17 protein-coding genes are annotated in these 19690 nt (G+C 46.5%); 12 read left to right on the top strand and 5 right to left on the bottom strand.

Features of this window, described 5'->3' with window-relative positions:
- Positions 1–5: 5 nt before the first annotated feature.
- The 3 genes from DXD04_RS03380 to DXD04_RS03370 form a co-directional block, all read right to left on the bottom strand.
- On the bottom strand, positions 6–1433 hold the full coding sequence (locus DXD04_RS03380) for a DUF5723 family protein (protein ID WP_117670885.1): 1428 nt from the start codon (positions 1431–1433) through the stop codon (positions 6–8).
- 146 nt (positions 1434–1579) lie between these two features.
- Positions 1580–2338 carry a LytR/AlgR family response regulator transcription factor gene (locus tag DXD04_RS03375; protein ID WP_117670883.1) on the bottom strand — a complete coding sequence of 253 codons (759 nt, stop codon included), beginning with the start codon at positions 2336–2338 and terminating at the stop codon, positions 1580–1582.
- A gap of 6 nt (positions 2339–2344) precedes the next feature.
- On the bottom strand, positions 2345–4375 hold the full coding sequence (locus tag DXD04_RS03370) for a tetratricopeptide repeat-containing sensor histidine kinase (protein WP_259299505.1): 2031 nt from the start codon (positions 4373–4375) through the stop codon (positions 2345–2347).
- 261 nt (positions 4376–4636) lie between these two features.
- Here DXD04_RS03370 and DXD04_RS03365 point away from each other — a divergent pair, with 261 nt between their 5' ends.
- The 7 genes from DXD04_RS03365 to DXD04_RS03335 all read left to right on the top strand — a co-directional run bounded on the left by DXD04_RS03365 (position 4637) and on the right by DXD04_RS03335 (position 13218).
- Positions 4637–5050: a PaaI family thioesterase gene (locus tag DXD04_RS03365; RefSeq protein WP_022054786.1), complete on the top strand. Its 414-nt coding sequence runs from the start codon at positions 4637–4639 to the stop codon at positions 5048–5050.
- Positions 5047–6177, top strand: a complete 1131-nt coding sequence (locus tag DXD04_RS03360; protein ID WP_117670879.1) for an isochorismate synthase — start codon at positions 5047–5049, stop codon at positions 6175–6177. The genes DXD04_RS03365 and DXD04_RS03360 overlap by 4 nt, the downstream gene beginning before the upstream one ends.
- Positions 6178–6197: 20 nt before the next feature.
- The gene (gene menD, locus DXD04_RS03355) at positions 6198–7862 is read left to right on the top strand and encodes a 2-succinyl-5-enolpyruvyl-6-hydroxy-3-cyclohexene-1-carboxylic-acid synthase (protein WP_117670877.1); all 1665 of its coding nucleotides are present in this window, start codon (positions 6198–6200) and stop codon (positions 7860–7862) included.
- 4 nt (positions 7863–7866) lie between these two features.
- Positions 7867–8691, top strand: a complete 825-nt coding sequence (gene menB, locus DXD04_RS03350) for a 1,4-dihydroxy-2-naphthoyl-CoA synthase (RefSeq protein WP_117670875.1) — start codon at positions 7867–7869, stop codon at positions 8689–8691.
- 88 nt (positions 8692–8779) lie between these two features.
- A complete protein-coding gene (locus tag DXD04_RS03345; RefSeq protein ID WP_117670873.1) occupies positions 8780–9838 on the top strand; it encodes an o-succinylbenzoate synthase in 1059 nt (352 codons plus the stop codon).
- Position 9839: 1 nt separating this feature from the next.
- Entirely contained in the window at positions 9840–10991 is a 1152-nt protein-coding gene (locus DXD04_RS03340) for an AMP-binding protein (RefSeq protein ID WP_117670871.1), read from the top strand.
- A gap of 85 nt (positions 10992–11076) precedes the next feature.
- Positions 11077–13218: a cation:proton antiporter gene (locus DXD04_RS03335; protein ID WP_117670973.1), complete on the top strand. Its 2142-nt coding sequence runs from the start codon at positions 11077–11079 to the stop codon at positions 13216–13218.
- A gap of 24 nt (positions 13219–13242) precedes the next feature.
- Here the strand turns inward: DXD04_RS03335 and DXD04_RS03330 are convergent, their stop codons facing one another.
- Positions 13243–13545: a GNAT family N-acetyltransferase gene (locus DXD04_RS03330; protein WP_117670869.1), complete on the bottom strand. Its 303-nt coding sequence runs from the start codon at positions 13543–13545 to the stop codon at positions 13243–13245.
- 387 nt (positions 13546–13932) lie between these two features.
- Between DXD04_RS03330 and DXD04_RS03325 the strand changes: the two genes are divergently transcribed.
- From DXD04_RS03325 to DXD04_RS03305, 5 genes are read left to right on the top strand one after another with little or no spacing between them, the layout of a single operon-like run.
- Positions 13933–14679 (top strand): polyprenol monophosphomannose synthase, encoded by a 747-nt coding sequence (locus DXD04_RS03325; RefSeq protein WP_117670867.1) that lies wholly within the window; start codon positions 13933–13935, stop codon positions 14677–14679.
- Positions 14680–14687: 8 nt separating this feature from the next.
- The gene (locus DXD04_RS03320) at positions 14688–16028 is read left to right on the top strand and encodes a dihydroorotase (protein ID WP_117670865.1); all 1341 of its coding nucleotides are present in this window, start codon (positions 14688–14690) and stop codon (positions 16026–16028) included.
- Between the two features lie 10 nt (positions 16029–16038).
- The gene (locus DXD04_RS03315) at positions 16039–16944 is read left to right on the top strand and encodes a vitamin B12 dependent-methionine synthase activation domain-containing protein (RefSeq protein ID WP_117670863.1); all 906 of its coding nucleotides are present in this window, start codon (positions 16039–16041) and stop codon (positions 16942–16944) included.
- A 15-nt stretch (positions 16945–16959) separates the two neighbouring features.
- Entirely contained in the window at positions 16960–18129 is a 1170-nt protein-coding gene (locus DXD04_RS03310) for a metallophosphoesterase (RefSeq protein ID WP_117670861.1), read from the top strand.
- A gap of 14 nt (positions 18130–18143) precedes the next feature.
- Positions 18144–18893 carry a lysophospholipid acyltransferase family protein gene (locus DXD04_RS03305; RefSeq protein WP_117670859.1) on the top strand — a complete coding sequence of 250 codons (750 nt, stop codon included), beginning with the start codon at positions 18144–18146 and terminating at the stop codon, positions 18891–18893.
- A gap of 45 nt (positions 18894–18938) precedes the next feature.
- Here the strand turns inward: DXD04_RS03305 and DXD04_RS03300 are convergent, their stop codons facing one another.
- The gene (locus DXD04_RS03300) at positions 18939–19634 is read right to left on the bottom strand and encodes a DUF4369 domain-containing protein (RefSeq protein WP_117670857.1); all 696 of its coding nucleotides are present in this window, start codon (positions 19632–19634) and stop codon (positions 18939–18941) included.
- Positions 19635–19690: the final 56 nt, after the last annotated feature.

Below are 19690 nucleotides of genomic sequence, written 5' to 3'. Positions count from 1 at the left end.
ATATATTACAGTTCAGAAAATGGCTTTGGTTTTCCACCCAAAGGGAAAGAAATTCCCAAGAAACCATTCACTGATTTAGAATTACCTCCAAAGAACATATAGTCGGTTCCTACAAACAACGGACCCAACTTCACCGCTAGACCAATTGACTTACCACTTGCTTGAATCGGAGAGTAACTAATAGCTGCATTCAGCCAGTTCTTTGGACGGAATGTGGCCAAGAAAGTCAATTCATTCAATGTTTTGGGCTCTGCAAAACGAGCGGTGTACATAGCACCTACACTCAACTTATTATTCAACAATCCATATTCTCCAGCCAATAACAGTGTAGAATACAAACGGGTTTTTGTTTTTACCTTTTCAGGTGAACCTTCTTCAAAATCAAAACGTTCGAACGACAAGAAATCACCGCCAATATAACGATCATAATTCTCTGAATTAATGGTCACTTCATCTCCTCCACTCACCGTAGCTACAGTTGTTTCGCTTTCCTTCCATTTCAGGAAACCTAAATCGAGAATAGAAGCTGATACGGTCAGGTTATCCCATACTTTATAACTTGCTCCTAAATCAATACCAAAACCTGAACCTGCAATACCTAAGTCGCCTGCATCCAAGTCAAAGTTATCAATCATTCCATTGTTATCAAAAGTCATACCTCCACCTTTCAAGGTAGTAATTACGTTACCATTCGCAGAATAATCGTAATGTGCTCCATACCAATCAGAAGGAGAAAGTTCGCCACGAGACTCATAATCTGCATAATTTGTATATTGAGGATTCGGAACATCCAAATTCAAATCAAACTGATTGATGTTCATTTCTGCACGAGCCAGACCTAACAACACTTTTACACGTCCACCTACAGTCAATTTTTCTGTAATACGGCGTGAGTATCCCAAACCAACTTCAGCGTATGCCTTCATGTTCAGTGTCTGATTTGATAAGCTATAGCTTTGATTGGTTCCTGCCACATCCTCCAATGCAAAACCATTCATCGTGCGCATCATAGAGAACATGTCCTTTGCCAATGCCGCACCGAAATCTGCACGCAAGCCTACATTTACACTCCAGAATCCTTTACCTCTATACCAGCCAAAAGAAAGAATGTCTGTGTTCAAGTTTACATTCAAACGGTTATCAGCCTTTAAACGGTCAAACAACTTGTCATTTGAATATAAGTCACTTCCAGAATCCATAAGGTCAATAATGTCACTTGTTCCCAACACATTAGAAGAAGCAGACATGTTAAATGAGCCAATAATCGGCATATTAAAATATCCTTTGGTAGGCTGCAAACCCGGATTCAATTGTAAACGGGCACTTGTTCCCTCCATAAAATAAGAAGAACGTAAATACTGAGCTTGTGCCGCTCCCCCCAACATCATCATGCCCCCCAAAAGAAGCAAACCTTTATATCCCAATTTTCCCATAATGAATTTTATTTAGTAAATTTTAATGCAAAAATAAAAATATCTATATCAAAGAAGAAACAAGGAAACAGGACTTGCCGACCAAATATCACATCTTCCACACTAAACAAACGTTTTTTGCTACTAAGTGGTCAAAAAACATTTTATTACAATTGGCAAAAACGCTCCATCATTTCCTTACGATACTTTTTGGAGACCTGAAGTTCATCCACATTATTAAACGGAGGATACATCACACACTGGCAACCCTGCACCATCAGTAAATAATTCATATTGATAATATACGACTGATGAATTTGCACAAAAGCAGTATCATACGCACACAAATTCTCAGCTCTGGTATTTCGCTTTAAAGGAATAAAAGTACCATTTGCCAAAGCTACCTCCCAGATTTTACGTTCGGAAATATAACGGAAATATCCTATATCAGATACACGCAATACACGTAAATCTCCGACCGGAGTGACTACCATAAATGATTTCTCAGCTCCATGACCTGTATCTGCCAGAAAAGTGGTTGAATTTTTCATATTGCCTTCACCACGTAAACGTCCCAACACAACAGAAAGCTCTTCTGAAGCAACAGGCTTCAACAGGAAATCAAAGGCATAACTACGCAAGGCATCTATCAGATACTTGTTGTATGCGGTATAAAAAACAATATGCATATCCCAATTTTGCTGTTCATGCACTTTTATGGCCAAATCCATTCCTAACATATCCGGAAGTTCTACATCCAGAAATAACAAATCCGGACGTTCTTTTTCAAGCAAACGGATTCCGGCCTTTCCATTATAGGCTATTCCCTCTACAGAGATCCATGGATATTTCTTCAGCTCAAAGCAAAGATTATCAATGGCAGTTTCCTCGTCATCTATAATGACAGCTCTTATTTTATCATTCATGTTTTTCTAGTTTTTCTTTAGTTGATATGAATAATTCAAAGGAATCACAAAGCGTACCTCACACCCCATTTCTTTTTCTTCCCCGACTAATACATTATTAATTTTCATTTGAATAGGGCGTGAATTATATGTGTTTAGCAATTGAATGGTCTGTGTAATAACTTTCATTCCAGTGCCAGTTCCATGGTTTACACTTACCTTACGATAACCTCCACCATTATCAGACACCACAATTTCAACCTGATTATCAAGCAGCAGACGTATCTGTATGCGCAACAATCGTTTTCCTTCTTTTAATCTCAGTCCATGCTTTATAGCATTCTCTACAGGAATCTGCAGCAACATGGATGGAACTTTCACCACCTTCAAATCTATCTTGCAGTCCAAATCCAACTGGTAGTCAAAATCTTTTCCCAAGGATTCCTTTTCCAGTCCCACATACGTATCCACAAACTCCAATTCATCTGCCAACGATACAGCCAGGCAATCGGTCAGTTCCAGATTCCGGCGTATCAGTTTGGTCAATCCAATCAGATTTTGGCTTTCCTCCTCTCCTTTATGAAGATTCATTTCACGATTCAGCACATTAAAAATGAAATGGGGAGAAATCCGGTTTCGTACATTCTCCAGTCGCAAGGAAGTTATGGCATTTTGCATACGCCACTGTTCCCTGTCACGCAACCGCTTCCTATACAACACGATGACAGAAACGACAGCTACCAACAGGAAACCTCCGCCCACAATCATATACAGCCATTGATAGAGCTGAAGTACCTGATTCTCCTTTTCCCGAATAGAAATCTCCTTCTTCATCAAGGTGCTATCCTGTGTATACTTCAATTTAAGTTCTGCTGCCCGCATCTTCACTCTTTCATTACGAATGGAGTCATCTATATGATGATTTTCTTCCAAATAGTGATATGCACGTTCATAATCTCCCACCTTCTCAAAATAACGTTGCAAATAACGATTACGCACGTGAATCATATTAGGTTCTACATTATCATATTTTACAGCATGTTTCAATCGCTCTCTGGCCAATGCCACATTTCCCTGCTTCAATGCCAGCTCCATAAGCTGCGTATCTATGCAATACAAAGCTGTAGCATGATGAATAGAATCAAAGAATCCCCGACATTCCTGCAAATAGTAAGAAGCAGAATCCGTGCAATCCAGCATCAGGAAAATTTCTCCCAGATTTATCATGGTCAGATTTCTCTCAAAAGTCATATCCGGATACTGGTTTACCACTTCAAGCGAGCGGCGGAAATACCCTAACGCTGTTTCATAGTCCTGCCGGTAATAATAAGAATTTCCCCTGTTGTTCAAATAAATATGTTTCTCAAAAGGATGCATTTTATCATAATAGTGCGATGCCAAATCATAATAATAATCGCACAGCGCAAAATCTCTTAATTCCATATTCACTTGAGCCAAGCCGTAATAAGCAGGGAATCGTTGCTCATCGGGCATATTCAGAGAATCCGAAATTGACAAGGAACGGTTATACCAGAAAGAGCCCAAATCATAACGTCCTTGCTTCACAAACACATCTGCCAGATTCAGACAAATGTCCGGAAGAGATTCTCTTTTTCCTCCCCGACTGGCGTATTCAAAAGCTCTCTGAAAACAGAAACTGGCAGAATCTATCTGCGAAGTACGGACAAACAAATTTCCCCGGGCATTATAAATCAATGCATACAGCTGATAAACATCTTTATTTTTCTCTGTTCTGTCACAAAAAGCAGTAACCTTGTCAAGCAAATAAGATGCAGAATCAAGCTTAAAAGACAAAAAGTACCCTCTTACTTTCAAAAAAAGCAAGCGATAATACATCATACTGTCTTTTAACGATGGAAGCGCACTATCTACCATCTGGGAAACTTGTTCCGGAGATTCAACGGAAGCTTGTTCCATTTGCTGATAAAGCATTTCAAAAGAGTCTTTCGAGCTCTTTTTCTCCTCGCGCATACAACCCATCATAATGGGTAACACAAAGCAAAAACTCCATATACCCACTATATAGTAATATCTCATTTTTAAACTCATACCTCCAACCCTTATTTCATAAAAACAAAAATACGTAAAACAATTTATGAGAGCAAAAAACTCATTTTTTTTCATTGAAGCCTCAAAAAGAGTTTTACGGATAGACAAAATATCGACATAAATATACGTTTTTTATTCCAATTAATCTATGAGAAATGTCCGATAAATTACTTAATTCTTACCTGAATTCCCCCACGTTTGCAGAGAAATATGTACATTTGCAGTAGAATCAAGAACTATTATACGCAAATGAACGGTAAATCCTCTTACGAATTGCCAGACTTATCCTGCTCCATGGGAGCACATTTAGGCATTCAGTTCCTCGAAATGGAAGAGGGATATGTGAAAGCACAAATGCCGGTAGATGAAAGAACTTGCCAGCCATTTGGCATACTTAACGGAGGAGCGTCTCTGGCTCTTGCAGAAATCGTAGCCGGACATGGCTCCATTCCATTGTGCAGTGCAAATGAAATGCCTTGCGGCATCCAGGTAAGTGCCAACCACCTCCAGATGGTTCCGAAAGGAGAATTTGTAATTGCCACCGGACGCCTCATCCACCGCGGACGCACATCTCACCTGTGGAATGTAGATATCACCAATCAGGAAGGAAAGTTAATTTCCACCGCACGCATTGTCAATCAAATAGTCAAAAAACGGCCATGAATACACCGGAAACCATATATCATCAGCTCCTTGATTCATTTACCAGCAGCCATGTCTGCTTTGCATTATACCGTCTTCCCTGGACAGACGAACCCATTCTCGTCATGCAGGAAGAAGGAGAGCCTGAATATATCCACAGTCTGAATGAGCTGAACCAAAAAAAAGGATTTCTTCTTTCTCCGTTTCAGTTTACTCCAGCGCATCCGGCCGTACTCATCCGCCCGGACATACAGGCACACGACTGGGAAGATATTAAATCTGCCTTGCAAAGATGGATGACACGCCACCCGCAGCAAGCCGCTCCGTCTCATTCTATAGACGCATCCACAGATTCGCATATTAGTTCCGAAAAAGAAGAAAAAGACTTGTACACTGAAACATTCAGCCGCTTCATCCTGCCACTCAAGGAGAAGCAGTTCCGTAAACTTGTACTGTCCCGCAGTACAACTCACACGCTGAATGATCAGTTTTCTCCGCTATCGGCTTTCATACAGGCCTGCAACAGCTATCCTCGCATGATGATTTCGCTATGTCACACCCCTTCCACCGGTACGTGGATAGGCAGTACACCTGAAATTATCCTCAGCGGTCACGAAAAAGACTGGCACACAGTAGCACTGGCAGGAACTATGCCCATGCAAGGAGAAGTTATGCCCACCGAATGGAGCAAAAAGAACAAAGAAGAACAAGCTTTTGTAGGAGACTACATCCGTAAAGCCATCAAGAAATTCGGCAGCAAAATCACGGAAAAGGGACCATATACAGCCCGTGCCGGCCAGTTGGTTCATCTGAAAACCGATTTCCATTTCTGCCTGAAAGATACAGCTCATTTAGGCGATGTACTGCAAGAATTACATCCCACCCCGGCAGTGTGCGGCTTACCCAAAGAGGAAGCCTACCAGTTCATCCTACAGACGGAACCTCACAACCGCCTTTTCTATTCCGGCGTCATCGGATGGATAGTTCCGGAAGGAGACACTACCCTCTATGTCAACCTGCGGTGCATGCATATTGAGGGGAAAACCGCTACGTTGTATGCCGGAGGAGGTATCCTTCCAGAATCCACAGCTGATACTGAATGGGAAGAAACGCAGCAAAAAATGAATACCATGCGAAATATCCTGTAAATCTAACATATTTAGAAATCATGTATACTGACAAAAAAAATATACTTCAGCTTGTAGCTTTACTAAAAGCGCACCGGATACAAAAAATTGTGCTCTGCCCCGGAAGCCGAAACATTCCTATCGTACAAACGCTGGTCAATATTCCGGAATTTACCTGCTATCCCGTGACAGACGAACGAAGTGCAGGATTTTTTGCCTTGGGACTGGCACTGAACGGAGGTAGCCCGGCTGCCATCTGCTGCACATCAGGTACAGCCTTGCTCAATATCCACCCAGCCGTAGCCGAAGCATTCTACCAGCAGGTGCCGCTTGTCGTCATTTCGGCCGACCGCCCTGCCGCATGGATCGGACAGATGGACGGGCAGACACTCCCTCAGCCTGGTGTATTCGGAAGCCTGGTGAAAAAATCTGTCAACCTGCCGGAAGTGCAGAGTGAAGAAGACGAATGGTACTGCAACCGCCTCATCAATGAGGCACTCATGGAACTTGACCATCACGGGAAAGGACCTGTACACATCAATGTACCTATCAGCGAACCGTTTTTCAAGCTACCGGTCACGGAGCTTCCCGAAGCACGCGTCATTACCCGCTATCAGGGACTGAACGTGTACAACAAGGATTACCAGCCACTCATCGACCGCTTGAACCGCTACCAGCGACGGATGGTCGTAGTGGGACAAATGAACCTGATTTATTTGTTCGACAAGAAATACACCAAGATGCTCTACAAGCATTTTGCCTGGTTTACCGAAAACATCAGCAACCAGACGATTCCGGGCATGCCTATCCGCAACATCGAGCCACTGCTCTGCTCCATGGACTTCGAAGCCCAGCAGAAGATGCGTCCGGAGTTACTGATTACTTACGGAGGTCATATCATCTCCAAACGATTGAAGAAATTCCTTCGCCGTCATCCGCCGGTAGAACACTGGCACGTGGCTAGTGACGGACAGGTGGCCGACCTTTTCGGCTCACTGACCACCGTGATTGAGATGGACCCGTTTGAGTTCTTAGAAAAGATTGCCCCGATGATGGACAGCCGCACACCGGAATACCCCCGCACATGGGAAGCTCTGTCGAAGAATATTCCGCAAGCCGTATTCCCCTACTCCGAAATGAGCGCCATCGGGAAAGTCATCAATCACCTGCCGACTTCTTGTTCCCTTCACCTGGCCAACAGCTCCACTGTGCGCTACGCCCAACTTTTCCCTCTCCCGAACGACGTGGAGGTTTTATCCAACCGAGGAACTAACGGTATAGAAGGTTCTTTGTCTACTGCCATCGGCTACGCTACGGCGTCCGACAAACTCAATTTCATCTTCATCGGCGACCTGAGTTTCTTCTACGACATGAACGCCCTCTGGAATGCCAACTACGGAAGCAATGTACGCATCCTGCTCCTCAATAACGAAGGGGGAGAAATATTCCATGCGCTTCCGGGACTGGAAATGGCAGACAGCAGCCGACGCTTCATTACGGCCACTCACCGCACTTCCGCCAAAGCATGGGCCGAAGACCGGGGATTCCAGTATCTTTCTGCCCACAATGAAGAAGAACTTGACCAGGCGGTAGAGGTATTCACCCAGCCATCCATTACCTCACAGCCCATGCTGATGGAGGTCTTTACAGAAAAGGACAAGGACATCGAACACCTAAAAACGTATTATCACAACCTAAAAAAATAGCAATATGTCACAACCCAGAGAATGGAAAACCATCAAGGAATACCAGGATATTCTTTTTGAGTTTTATAATGGAATCGCCAAGATTACCATCAACCGCCCGAGATACCGCAATGCGTTCACTCCAACCACCACTACTGAAATCAGTGACGCATTGTATTACTGCCGTGAGTGTCAGGACATCAATGTCATCGTACTGACAGGAGCTGGCGACAAGGCTTTCTGCTCCGGAGGCGACATGCACGTGAAAGGCCACGGCGGATACGTAGGTACTGACGGCGTTCCCCGTCTGAATGTGCTCGACGTACAGAAACAGATTCGTTCCATCCCGAAACCGGTGATTGCCATGGTCAACGGATATGCCATCGGTGGCGGACATGTGCTTCACGTAGTCTGCGACCTGACCATTGCGTCTGAAAACGCCATCTTCGGTCAGACAGGGCCTCGCGTGGGCAGCTTCGATGCCGGATTTGGTTCTTCTTATCTGGCTCGTATCGTAGGCCAGAAGAAAGCCCGTGAACTCTGGTTCCTCTGCCGCCAGTATTCTGCCCAGGAAGCACTGGATATGGGACTGGTCAACAAAGTCGTACCGTTCGACCAGCTGGAAGATGAAGTGGTAGAATGGGCTGAAACCATGATGCAGCACAGTCCGCTCGCTCTGCGAATGATTAAAGCCGGACTTAATGCAGAACTTGACGGACAGGCTGGTATTCAGGAACTCGCCGGTGACGCAACCATGCTTTACTACATGACGGAAGAAGCACAGGAAGGTGGGAAAGCTTTCCTCGAAAAGCGGAAACCCGACTGGAGCAAATACCCTAAATTCCCCTGATTATTCTCTCATCTCATTTTTTATCGGACAGAAAGCAGAAACCATTTCCGCTTTCTGTCCGCTTTTATTCCCTTCACAACAGACCAATATGTACACACTGAAAATCATTCCGCGCACACTTCATTTCAAACAACCGGCCGGTACTTCACGCGGAGTATATCACACCCGGCAGGTATGGTATCTGCTACTTACTGACACCGAAACCGGACAATATGGCGTAGGTGAATGTGCTCCGCTGCCCGCGTTAAGCTGCGACGACCTGCCCGATTATCCTCGCCTGCTAGCTGAAATCTGTGAGAAAACAGCCGCCAATGGCTACATTGATTATGAAGGACTTCGCCCTTACCCCTCTATACTATTCGGACTGGAAACCGCATTTGCCCATCTGCAGGCCAACAGTCTGCAGTTTTGGGATACCCCTTTCAGTCGCGGTGAACAAGGTATTCCTATCAACGGACTCATCTGGATGGGTAATTTCGATGAAATGTACCGCCGCATAGAAGAAAAGATGAAAGCCGGATTCCGGTGCATCAAGGTAAAAATCGGAGCGATTGAATTTGAACGTGAACTGGAACTGTTAGCTCACATCCGTCGCCATTTCTCAGCTGCCGACATCGAACTCCGGGTAGATGCCAACGGAGCCTTCAGTCCTGAAGATGCCTTACGGAAACTGACACAGCTGAACGAATTTCAGCTCCACTCCATCGAACAGCCCGTACGCGCCGGACAATGGGAGGTCATGAAAGAACTGTGTGCCACTTCGCCCTTCCCCATCGCACTGGATGAAGAACTGATTGGAGTAAATGAAACGGAACGGAAAATCCAGCTGCTGGATACCATCCGCCCACAATACATCATCTTAAAGCCGTCCTTGCACGGAGGTATCCAGGGAAGCAAGGAATGGATTACATTGGCTCAGGAAAGAGGCATAGGCTATTGGGTAACCTCCGCCTTAGAATCCAATATCGGACTCAATGCTATCGCACAGTGGTGTGCCACTCTCCAACCTAAAATGCCTCAGGGGCTGGGCACCGGTATGCTTTTCACCGACAACATTGACTACCCGCTGCACATTGAAGGCGATTGTCTGTGGTTCCATCCTGAAGAAAAGATACCCGATTTCCCGACTTATCTGCAAACCATCTGACATGAACGCCACTCCATTTATTACAGAAATAGCCCGTCAGTCCATTTTGATTGACGGGAAATGCTACACCGCTCAGGAAACCCAAATACCTGAAGGCGAATCACAAAGCCTGCTGCAAAAACGATTCCATGCGGAATATGGAGCAGACAGCTTTCAGGCCTCACTTGCCGATTTCTTAGCAGAATGGTTTGACGACAACACCACCGTACTGGTGCATACCTCCGGCTCTACCGGAACGCCCAAACCGCTCCGGGTAGAGAAACAGCGCATGATGCAAAGTGCCATGCTGACTGTCAGTTTCTTAGGTCTGAAACAAGGAGACACCGCCTTGCTTTGCATGCCCCTGAAATACATTGCCGGAAAAATGGTGGTCGTCCGTGCGTTGGTAGCCGGCCTGAACCTGTTACCTGTTACTCCTTGCGGACATCCGTTGGCAGAGATAAATACTGCTCCTGAGTTTGCCGCCATGATACCCATGCAGGTGTACAACTCACTACAAGTACCAGCCGAAAAGGAATGCCTGAAACAAGTACGTCATCTCATTATCGGCGGCGGAGCAATTGACAGCACATTAGCCACAGAATTAGCGTCATTCCCTCATGCCGTATGGAGCACCTACGGAATGACCGAAACCCTTTCTCACATCGCCCTGCGACGACTGAACGGCCCGGATGCCTCCAACTGGTACACCCCCTTCCAGGGAGTCAAGGTTTCACTCTCTCCGGAAAACACCCTGACCATTGAAGCACCAGCCGTTTGTGCAGAGGAACTGACCACAAACGACATCTGTGAGTTCAATGCCCAGGGGCAGTTCCATATCTTAGGACGAAAAGACAATACCGTCAACACCGGAGGGGTAAAGGTACAGATTGAGCAGGTGGAAAATGCACTGAAAACTGCGCTGCCAGTTCCTTTCATGGTGACTGCCGTGCCCGACCCAAAATTTGGAGAATGCATCGTTCTGCTGCTGGAAAGCGAAGAAAATACCGATGTATCCCCTCTGTTAGCACAGGCTTACGACCAGCTTCCGACTTACTGGCGGCCGAAACAGACCTTCTTCGTCCGGCATCTTCCACAAACCGAAACCGGGAAACCCGACCGCGCCACCGCACGGAAAGTGGCCCAAGAAATCGCAAGCGCGAAAAAGAAATAAGTAAAAATCCCCTTGTATATGAGCATTTGATTCTTTAACTTTGTTTAAAATTCAAATGCTCATTTTTTTAACTGACATCAAAACTATGGAAGAATACACTTTCCTCGCCCCCTTGCTGCTCACTATCGGGGGACTCATTATCGGAGCAATACTGAAATCCTTGCTCAAACACAGCCGCCTGCCCTACACGGTGGGGCTATTTGCCATTGGAATCATTTTAGGAGTCATGAACCGTACCGGCGTTTTTCAATCGCTGCCGGAACTGCATGATGCGGTCAGTTCCGTCGCCAACATCAATCCCGACTTGATTCTTTATCTTTTCCTGCCCATCCTGATATTCGATGCAGCCTACGAACTCAACCTGCACATTTTCAAGAAGACATTGGCCAACGCCACCCTGTTGGCGGCACCGGGACTCATCATCTGTATGTTACTCACGGGCGCCCTCATGATGGGAGTAGCAACCTTCATCCCCGGTTTTGAATCGTGGACATGGGCATTTGCACTGATGTTCGGAGCCTTAATCAGTGCCACCGACCCGGTAGCCGTAGTAGCCCTGCTGCACGAGTTGAAAACCAGCAAACGCTTCTCCACCCTTGTCGATGCGGAATCCCTGCTGAACGATGGTACGGGCATCGTCTGCTTCATGCTTTTCTTCGGAGCATACGCCGCCGGAGAAGCTACTCATGCCTCTCCTGTCATTACGTTTATCCGTGAAGTGGGCCTCAGTACCCTTTTAGGATTTCTGTTGGCACGGATTGTCATCTGGTTCATCACGCGCATCAACTCGGAAGAGATGGTACAGAACAGTGTCATCATCTTAGCGGCCTACCTTACCTTCATTCTCTCCCAATATTATCTCGGCGTATCGGGAGTGATTGCCCTCGTAGCTTTCGGACTGACCGTCACTTACGTAGGAAAACCCCGGTTGAAACCGCAGGTGAATACGTTCATGGAGCATTTCTGGGAATTGCTGACCTACATAGCCAATACCCTGATTTTTATCCTGGTGGGAGTAGTCATTGCCGAAAAAGTGGATTTCTCCTGGGGAGCATTAGGCGTGCTTATACTTATCTACATCGCCCTTAACCTTATCCGCTTTGCCATGATTATGCTGCTCTACCCTGTGATGAAACGCTTGGGATACGGACTGACCAAACGCGAATCAGCCATCCTTACCTGGGGAGGGTTGCGCGGTGCATTGGCCATGACCTTGGCCCTGATGGTATCTTATACCCCGGCTATTCCGGAGGACATCCGCAGCCAGGTATTGTTCTTCACTGCCGGCATCGTTACCCTGACACTCTGCATCAATGCCACTACCATGCGCGCACTGCTGAACCGCTTGGGACTGACTCACGTACCTTCTGCACGCACCATGTTGGCCTATCGTATAGAGAAATCAATACGCGACAATTCCGAAAAATACCTGGAAGGATTGAAAAAAAGAGACGCCTTAGAAGGAGCCAACTGGCACAAAGTGGAAAGTTACATGACCGCACAACCGCAAGAGCCGGCCAAGAATCCACAAAACAAAGCCATGCTGCCGGAAATCCGTCTGCGTGTATTGGATAAGGAAAAAGCCATCTGCCGGGAAATCTATGAAGAAGGAGTCATCTCCAAGCCCGTATTCCTCCGGCTCATGAACTCGCTGGATGAATTGTATGACCACGACGGGAACTACCCGCTGAACGTCCGCACCTCCATTTTCAAGTTCTGCCAGCGTACAGACCTGCTGAACACACTGCGGAACATTCCTTACCTGCAGAATTGGATGACCTTCTATTTCCGCGAACGCATCACGGTAGTGTACGACTTAGGCCGTGGCTTCATTATTCTTCAGAAAGGAAGCCTGAAACTGCTGGACGACCTGCGTGCCTCAGAATGGGTGACCGGCGAACAGGACTCCGTGTTAGACACATTACGGGAAGAGATAAATGATAACATCAATCGCATGAGTGCCTTTATCAATAATCTGGCTGACAATTTCCCCAAAGCATACGGTCATGCACTGACCATCAAGTCCATCCGCATGCTGCTGAGCAATGAACGCCGCACCGTGAAACAGCTAATCAACAACGGTATGCTTTCCGAGAAAGATGCAGAAAGGCTGCTGGACGACATTGACGAACGTACCGACGAAATCAATTCCTTCAGCCACACCTTCACCGCTTCTTTCCTGCGCTGGCTGTTCTTCATCAAGAAAAAGAAAGTCTATCGCAACTAAATAAGAAAAAAGGAAGTTGCGCCCTCACAGGGCACAGCTTCCTTTTCCTATATAATCACTGCTTACTTCTCCCTGGTATTCAGGATGCCGCTGCAGCCAGACCACGGCATAAGAGCAGGTAGCTATCGCCTTCAGTCCTTTGCAGCGCCCGTAATCGTAGGCTGCCTTCACCAAAGCAGAAGCAATACCTTTTCCTCCGATGGCTTCCGGTACAATCGTATGCCGAATATCCAACCCTTCGTCATGAATCTGATAAGCCACGTGGGCTCTATGTCCCTCCAGTTCCACATAGAACTCCTGTCGGGATACATCATGTTTTACTTCCATAATCCTTTTCATTTAACTGATTCTGTCACAAGATAGGCATTTTATCTTCCATGACCAAACGATGAGACTAAAATTCAGAAAAGCATCGCAACAAATACTTCACAAGTAAAACGATAGGAGCTCAATATAAAGCCCGTTTTTTCAAAACGTTTTTTTACACTTCTCTAAAATCATAGTTAAATTTACCTCGACACGTACGTGACGAGGTCTTGACACGTTCGTGCTGATATCTCGTCACGTTCGTGTCGAGACCTTGACAGCTACGTGTCGAGGTATTTTTGTATAAGCGTTTTTATTTCATCTCACACGCATTACAAAGAAATAAACCTGCCACTAAAAAGAATCACATTTTTATTTCTATCTTTGCACAATTCTAATTGAAACGCCATGCAAACAAGTGACAGTATCGTGATTATTCCTACTTACAATGAGAAGGAAAACATCGAGAATATAATCCGGGCGGTATTCGGACTGGAAAAGACATTCCATATTCTGGTTATCGAAGACAACTCTCCCGACGGAACGGCCGACATCGTACGCCGTCTGCAAAAGGAATTCCCCGAACGTTTGTTCATGATTGAACGAAAAGGCAAACTCGGACTGGGAACGGCTTACATCACCGGCTTCAAATGGTCTATCGAAAAGGGATACGACTACATCTTTGAAATGGATGCCGACTTCAGCCACAATCCCAATGACCTGCCAAGACTTTACAAGGCTTGCCATGACGAAGGGGCCGATGTATCCATCGGTTCACGCTATGTAAGCGGAGTCAATGTGGTGAACTGGCCTATGGGAAGAGTACTGATGTCCTACTTTGCCTCCAAATATGTGCGGTTCATTACCGGACTACCCATTCATGATACTACCGCCGGCTTTGTATGTTACCGCCGGAAAGTGCTTGAAACCATCCATCTGGACCACATCCGTTTCAAAGGATATGCTTTCCAGATTGAAATGAAATTCACCGCCTTTAAATGCGGATTCCATATCACAGAAGTACCGGTCATCTTTATCAACCGCGAATTAGGTACTTCCAAGATGAACAGCAGCATCTTTGGAGAAGCCGTATTCGGCGTCATCCAACTGAAATGGGACAGCTGGTTCAAAAAATATCCTAAACACACTAATTGAAAAGGGTTATGAAACGTACATGGATACATCATGCAATCATCGTGAATGAAGGACGCCGTTTTGTCGGCTCCGTAGTGATTGAAGGAGAAAAAATACAGGAAGTCATTGAAGGCGACGGTGCTCCCGCTGCCGTATGTGACGAACAGATTGATGCGCAAGGATGCTTCCTGCTGCCGGGAGTGATAGACGACCATGTGCATTTCCGCGATCCGGGCCTTACACATAAGGCAGACATGGCTACCGAAACGGCTGCAGCTGCAGCAGGAGGAGTGACCTCGTTCATGGACATGCCCAACTGTACCCCGCAGACCACAACCTTAGAGGCACTGGAAAACAAGTTTAAGGATGCGGCTACCAAATGTATTGTCAATTATTCTTTCTATTTCGGAGCCACAAACAATAATGCCGACCAGCTGAAGGCACTGGACAAGACACACGTATGCGGCGTGAAACTGTTCATGGGGGCCAGCACCGGAAACATGCTGGTAGACCGCATGGAAGCCTTGAAAAAAATATTCTCCGAAGCGGGCATGCTGATTGCCACCCATTGTGAAGACCAGCAGATTATCCGCGAAAATACCGAACGCTTCAAGCAGCAATATGGCGAAGACCTGGACATTTCTTTCCATCCGCTGATACGTAGTGAAGAAGCTTGTTACCATTCTTCGGCACTGGCCGTACAATTGGCGAAGGAAACGGGTGCCCGTCTGCACATCCTGCATATCAGTACGGCACGCGAGTTAGGTCTGTTAGAAGACCGCCCGCTCCACGAAAAGAAAATTACGGCAGAAGCCTGCGTATCGCACCTCATGTTCTGTGATGAAGACTATGCGCAATTCGGGGCACGCATCAAGTGTAACCCCAGCATCAAGACAAAGACCGACCGTGATGCGCTGAGAAAGGCTCTGACTACCAACCTGATTGACGTCATTGCTACCGACCATGCCCCCCACCTGCTGAGTGAAAAAGAAGGAGGAGCACTGAAAGCCGTATCGGGCATGCCGACCCTGCAGTTCTCACTGGTCAGCATCTACGAACTGGTACACGAAGGCATCCTGTCTATCGAGCAGCTGGTACAGAAAATGTGTCATGCACCGGCCCAGCTTTACCAGATTAGCCAAAGAGGATTTATCCGACCGGGCTATCAGGCCGACCTGGTTCTGCTGAATCCGCATAAGGAATGGACCGTAACCACCGACTGCATTGAAAGCAAGTGCGGATGGAGTCCGATGGAAGGCCGTACCTTCCATGCACAGGTAGAAAAGACATTTGTCAACGGTACGGCAGTTTACGAGAATGGAAAAGTAAACAAAGCACACCGTGGACAAGCCCTTCGGTTTGAACGCTAAAAGAAATCAAATGAAAACAGACATCACGACCGTCCGTTACGACATACACGACCTGGCTGAATACATCAACTGGATTTATTTTTTCCACGCATGGGGGTTTCAGCCTCGTTACGCAGCCATTGCCGACATTCATGGGTGTGATGCCTGCCGCGCCGGGTGGCTGGCCTCATTTCCTGAAGCTGAACGTGCCAAGGCTGCCGAAGCCATGCAACTGCACAAAGAAGCGGTACGCATGCTGAACAAGATTGACGGGAAATACAAGGTCTATGCCATTTATCGCCTGATGGAAGCCAATGCAGAGGGCGACAACCTGTGGTTAGAGGGCACTTTATTTCCTCTGCTCCGTCAGCAGACCCGCGTCCGCCCCGACGACCCGTTTCTCTGCCTGAGTGACTTTGTGCGTCCCCTTTCTTCCGGCATCAAGGATACGGTAGGAGGATTCGCCACTACCATCGATCCGGCCATGGAAGAAGAATTCAGCCATGACGACTACCAGTCCTTGCTCATCAAGACATTGGGTGAACGTCTGGCAGAAGCCGCAGCTGAAAAAATACACGAAACCCTGCGCAAAGAGGTATGGGGATACGCCAAGGACGAAAAGCTGACCATGAAACAGTTGCTCAACGAAGACTATCAGGGCATACGTCCTGCCGTGGGGTATCCTTCTCTGCCCGACATATCGGTCAGCTTTCTGCTCGACAAGCTTATTGACATGAAACGCATCGGGATACATCTGACAGAGAACGGAATGATGCAGCCTCATGCCTCGGTATGCGGACTGATGTTTGCTCATCCGGCTTCACGCTACTTCTCGGTAGGAAAAATCGATGAGGAGCAACTCATGGATTATGCTTCCCGCCGAAAGATAGATGCCGACGTACTGCGAAAATACCTCGCAGCCAATCTGCAACCCTAAAATAAGTACACAAATATGATTCTACTACGCGTGTCACTGATATTCCTAGTCTTGTTTCTGCTACCCGACTGGTACATATACAAGACGTATCTGACCAGCCTGCACCACAGGAGATGGAAACGGGCTTACTGGCTGCCTACTGTTTTGCTGTTGCTTATTCTGGTCATCTTCCTGATTGGTCACGACACCTTACATGAATATTTCGGTACTTACCTGATTGTAGCCCTGTGCGTAACCATACCTAAAACGGTATTCATGCTGACCAGTATCTTGCTGAAACTCTTCAGAAGACTGGTGAAACGTCCTGTTCCTCACGGATGGATAGCCTTAGCACCTGCACTGCTCACCTTTGGGTATGTATTGTTCGGAGCAATCAAGGGAAAGGAAAACTTTCAGGTGAAAGAAGTCACCTTCTATTCGCCTGACCTTCCGGACGCATTCGACGGATACCGCATCCTGCAATTGTCGGACATTCATTCCGGAAGCTGGAAAGGGAACGGAAAGGCACTTCAGGAAGCCATCGACCTCTGTAACCGGCAAAATGCCGATTTGGCTGTATTCACCGGCGACCTCGTGAACAGCCGCGCTGACGAACTGCTGGAATTTATGCCCGTGTTCGCACAACTGAAAGCCCGCGACGGGGTGTATTCCGTCTTGGGGAATCACGACTATGGCTCCTACGTAAAATGGGAAAATGAGCAGGCCCGTCTGGCTAACGTAGACAGCCTGATTGCACGCGAAAACCGTATGGGATGGTGCATGCTGCAAAATGACCATCGTATTATATATAAAGGTACGGATTCCATTGCCGTAGTTGGCGTGGAAAACAGCGGGAAACCGCCTTTCCCCGATAGAGGCGACTTGCCCAAGGCTTTGCAAGGCACAGACGGCATGTTCAAGGTCCTGCTAAGTCACGACCCTACACACTGGCGCCGGAAAGTGCTTCCAGACACCTCGGTACAGCTTACCTTGTCAGGTCATACCCACGACATGCAAATCAGTCTGTTCGGCTTCTCAGTGTCCAAGTTTATCTATCCGGAACACAGAGGACTGTATCTGGAGGGCAACCGGGGACTGTATGTCAACATCGGGTTAGGCTATGTGCTCTTCCCCATGCGCTTAGGTGCCTGGCCGGAAATTACCGTTCTCACATTAAAAAAAGGAAATAACAAATCAATCCAATAAAATCTATCACACTTATGAGATTCTTATACATCATTTACCAAATCTGTATCGGGCTTCCCATTTTTCTTGTGTTGACCATCCTGACTGCCCTGACCACCATGTTGGGATGCTGGCTGGGTAATGGACACTTCTGGGGGTATTACCCGGGAAAAATCTGGTCACAGCTCACTTGTTTCCTGTTTCTGCTTCCGGTGAAAGTGGAAGGACACAAAAACATTGACCACAAAACATCGTATGTATTCGTAGCCAACCATCAGGGAGCTTTCGATATATTCCTTATCTACGGATTCTTGGGAAGAAACTTCAAATGGATGATGAAGAAAAGCCTGCGTAGCATTCCTTTCGTTGGAAAAGCCTGCGAATCGGCCGGTTTCATTTTTGTAGACAAATCCAGTCCGCGCAAAGTGTATGAAACTATCAAACGGGCAGAAAAAATCTTGCAGGGAGGTACTTCACTCGTAGTATTCCCGGAAGGCAGAAGAACCTTTACCGGTCGCATGAACGAGTTCAAGAAAGGAGCTTTCCTGTTGGCTGACCAGTTGCAACTTCCGGTCGTACCGATGAGCATCAGCGGCTCTTTCGATATTCTGCCGCGCACGGGCAAACTGCTATCCTGGCATCCGTTGAAGCTGACCATCCATCAGCCCATCTATCCACAAGGAAAAGGACAAGACAACCAGACCATGCTGATGGAAGAATCCTATCAGGCCATTGAAAAAGGATTGCCGGAAAAATACAAAGGAGAAAAGAAAAGTGGAGAATAAAAAAATAAATATCGGGTAGGAAGAATTTCTTACCCGATTTTCTTTTTAATGAAGGGGAGCATGCGACATATTTTCACGTGCCACAGACACATATTCCTTCACCATGTAATTGTTCTTGAACGCTTCAGGAGCCGCGTCAATGATTTCCTGCATCAGCGGAGTCAGGAAGGGATAAGGCATGCTGTTACCCAACATAATGAACAACCCCGGTCCCAATACGTTCTCGTAATTGTCCTGAATAAAAGTCTTCGCCAGCTGGTTCATCTCCGTAGCTATCTCGTCACGTTTTTTCTGGATTTCCTGATGCACCGTCTGCAAATCCTTTCCATCCATAATCATGCGACTTTCCTCGCGCTCTACCTCGTAAGCACGGTCGTCGAGCGAGTTTTTCTGTACCACAAAATCATTGAAACAATCGTTCAATGGAGTCCCCTTGATGGTAATTCCCGCATTGTCTATCTGAATATCAATGTGACCCGGTTCTATCACTAAAGGCATGATGCACTCATCATCCATATACAATGAAGCTAAAACCGTGGAATCAACCTTTCCCTGCATTTCGAATAAGCCATGAATTACTTCTGCCGAATCAATGTTGACCAATTTATCACCCACCGGGATTTTTATAAAAAGCATTTTACCGTCCAACATAGAAACAGACGAAGTACCTTCTATCTTATATTTCTTACTGCAAGAGGTGCAAAGCATGGCACACAACAGGAAAAAATAAAGTTTATACATGCTGAAACCTTTTAAATTTGTGGGCAAAGGTATAATCTTTCAAGGAAGCGCCGAAA

The organism is Phocaeicola plebeius, assembly GCF_003437535.1.
Lineage (GTDB): Bacteria > Bacteroidota > Bacteroidia > Bacteroidales > Bacteroidaceae > Phocaeicola > Phocaeicola plebeius_A.
The sequence above is the reverse complement of the archived record's forward strand: the minus strand, read 5'-3'. Positions and strand labels throughout refer to the sequence as shown.

Coding starts and splice junctions, on each gene's coding strand:
- DXD04_RS03320 (WP_117670865.1), top strand. CDS start 14,688: ATGAAACGTACATGGATACATCATGCAATCATCGTGAATGAAGGACGC.
- DXD04_RS03370 (WP_259299505.1), bottom strand. CDS start 4,375: ATGAGATATTACTATATAGTGGGTATATGGAGTTTTTGCTTTGTGTTA.
- DXD04_RS03310 (WP_117670861.1), top strand. CDS start 16,960: ATGATTCTACTACGCGTGTCACTGATATTCCTAGTCTTGTTTCTGCTA.
- DXD04_RS03380 (WP_117670885.1), bottom strand. CDS start 1,433: ATGGGAAAATTGGGATATAAAGGTTTGCTTCTTTTGGGGGGCATGATG.
- DXD04_RS03335 (WP_117670973.1), top strand. CDS start 11,077: ATGGAAGAATACACTTTCCTCGCCCCCTTGCTGCTCACTATCGGGGGA.
- menD (WP_117670877.1), top strand. CDS start 6,198: ATGTATACTGACAAAAAAAATATACTTCAGCTTGTAGCTTTACTAAAA.
- DXD04_RS03375 (WP_117670883.1), bottom strand. CDS start 2,338: ATGAATGATAAAATAAGAGCTGTCATTATAGATGACGAGGAAACTGCC.
- DXD04_RS03360 (WP_117670879.1), top strand. CDS start 5,047: ATGAATACACCGGAAACCATATATCATCAGCTCCTTGATTCATTTACC.
- menB (WP_117670875.1), top strand. CDS start 7,867: ATGTCACAACCCAGAGAATGGAAAACCATCAAGGAATACCAGGATATT.
- DXD04_RS03315 (WP_117670863.1), top strand. CDS start 16,039: ATGAAAACAGACATCACGACCGTCCGTTACGACATACACGACCTGGCT.
- DXD04_RS03345 (WP_117670873.1), top strand. CDS start 8,780: ATGTACACACTGAAAATCATTCCGCGCACACTTCATTTCAAACAACCG.
- DXD04_RS03365 (WP_022054786.1), top strand. CDS start 4,637: ATGAACGGTAAATCCTCTTACGAATTGCCAGACTTATCCTGCTCCATG.
- DXD04_RS03300 (WP_117670857.1), bottom strand. CDS start 19,634: ATGTATAAACTTTATTTTTTCCTGTTGTGTGCCATGCTTTGCACCTCT.
- DXD04_RS03325 (WP_117670867.1), top strand. CDS start 13,933: ATGCAAACAAGTGACAGTATCGTGATTATTCCTACTTACAATGAGAAG.
- DXD04_RS03340 (WP_117670871.1), top strand. CDS start 9,840: ATGAACGCCACTCCATTTATTACAGAAATAGCCCGTCAGTCCATTTTG.
- DXD04_RS03305 (WP_117670859.1), top strand. CDS start 18,144: ATGAGATTCTTATACATCATTTACCAAATCTGTATCGGGCTTCCCATT.
- DXD04_RS03330 (WP_117670869.1), bottom strand. CDS start 13,545: ATGGAAGTAAAACATGATGTATCCCGACAGGAGTTCTATGTGGAACTG.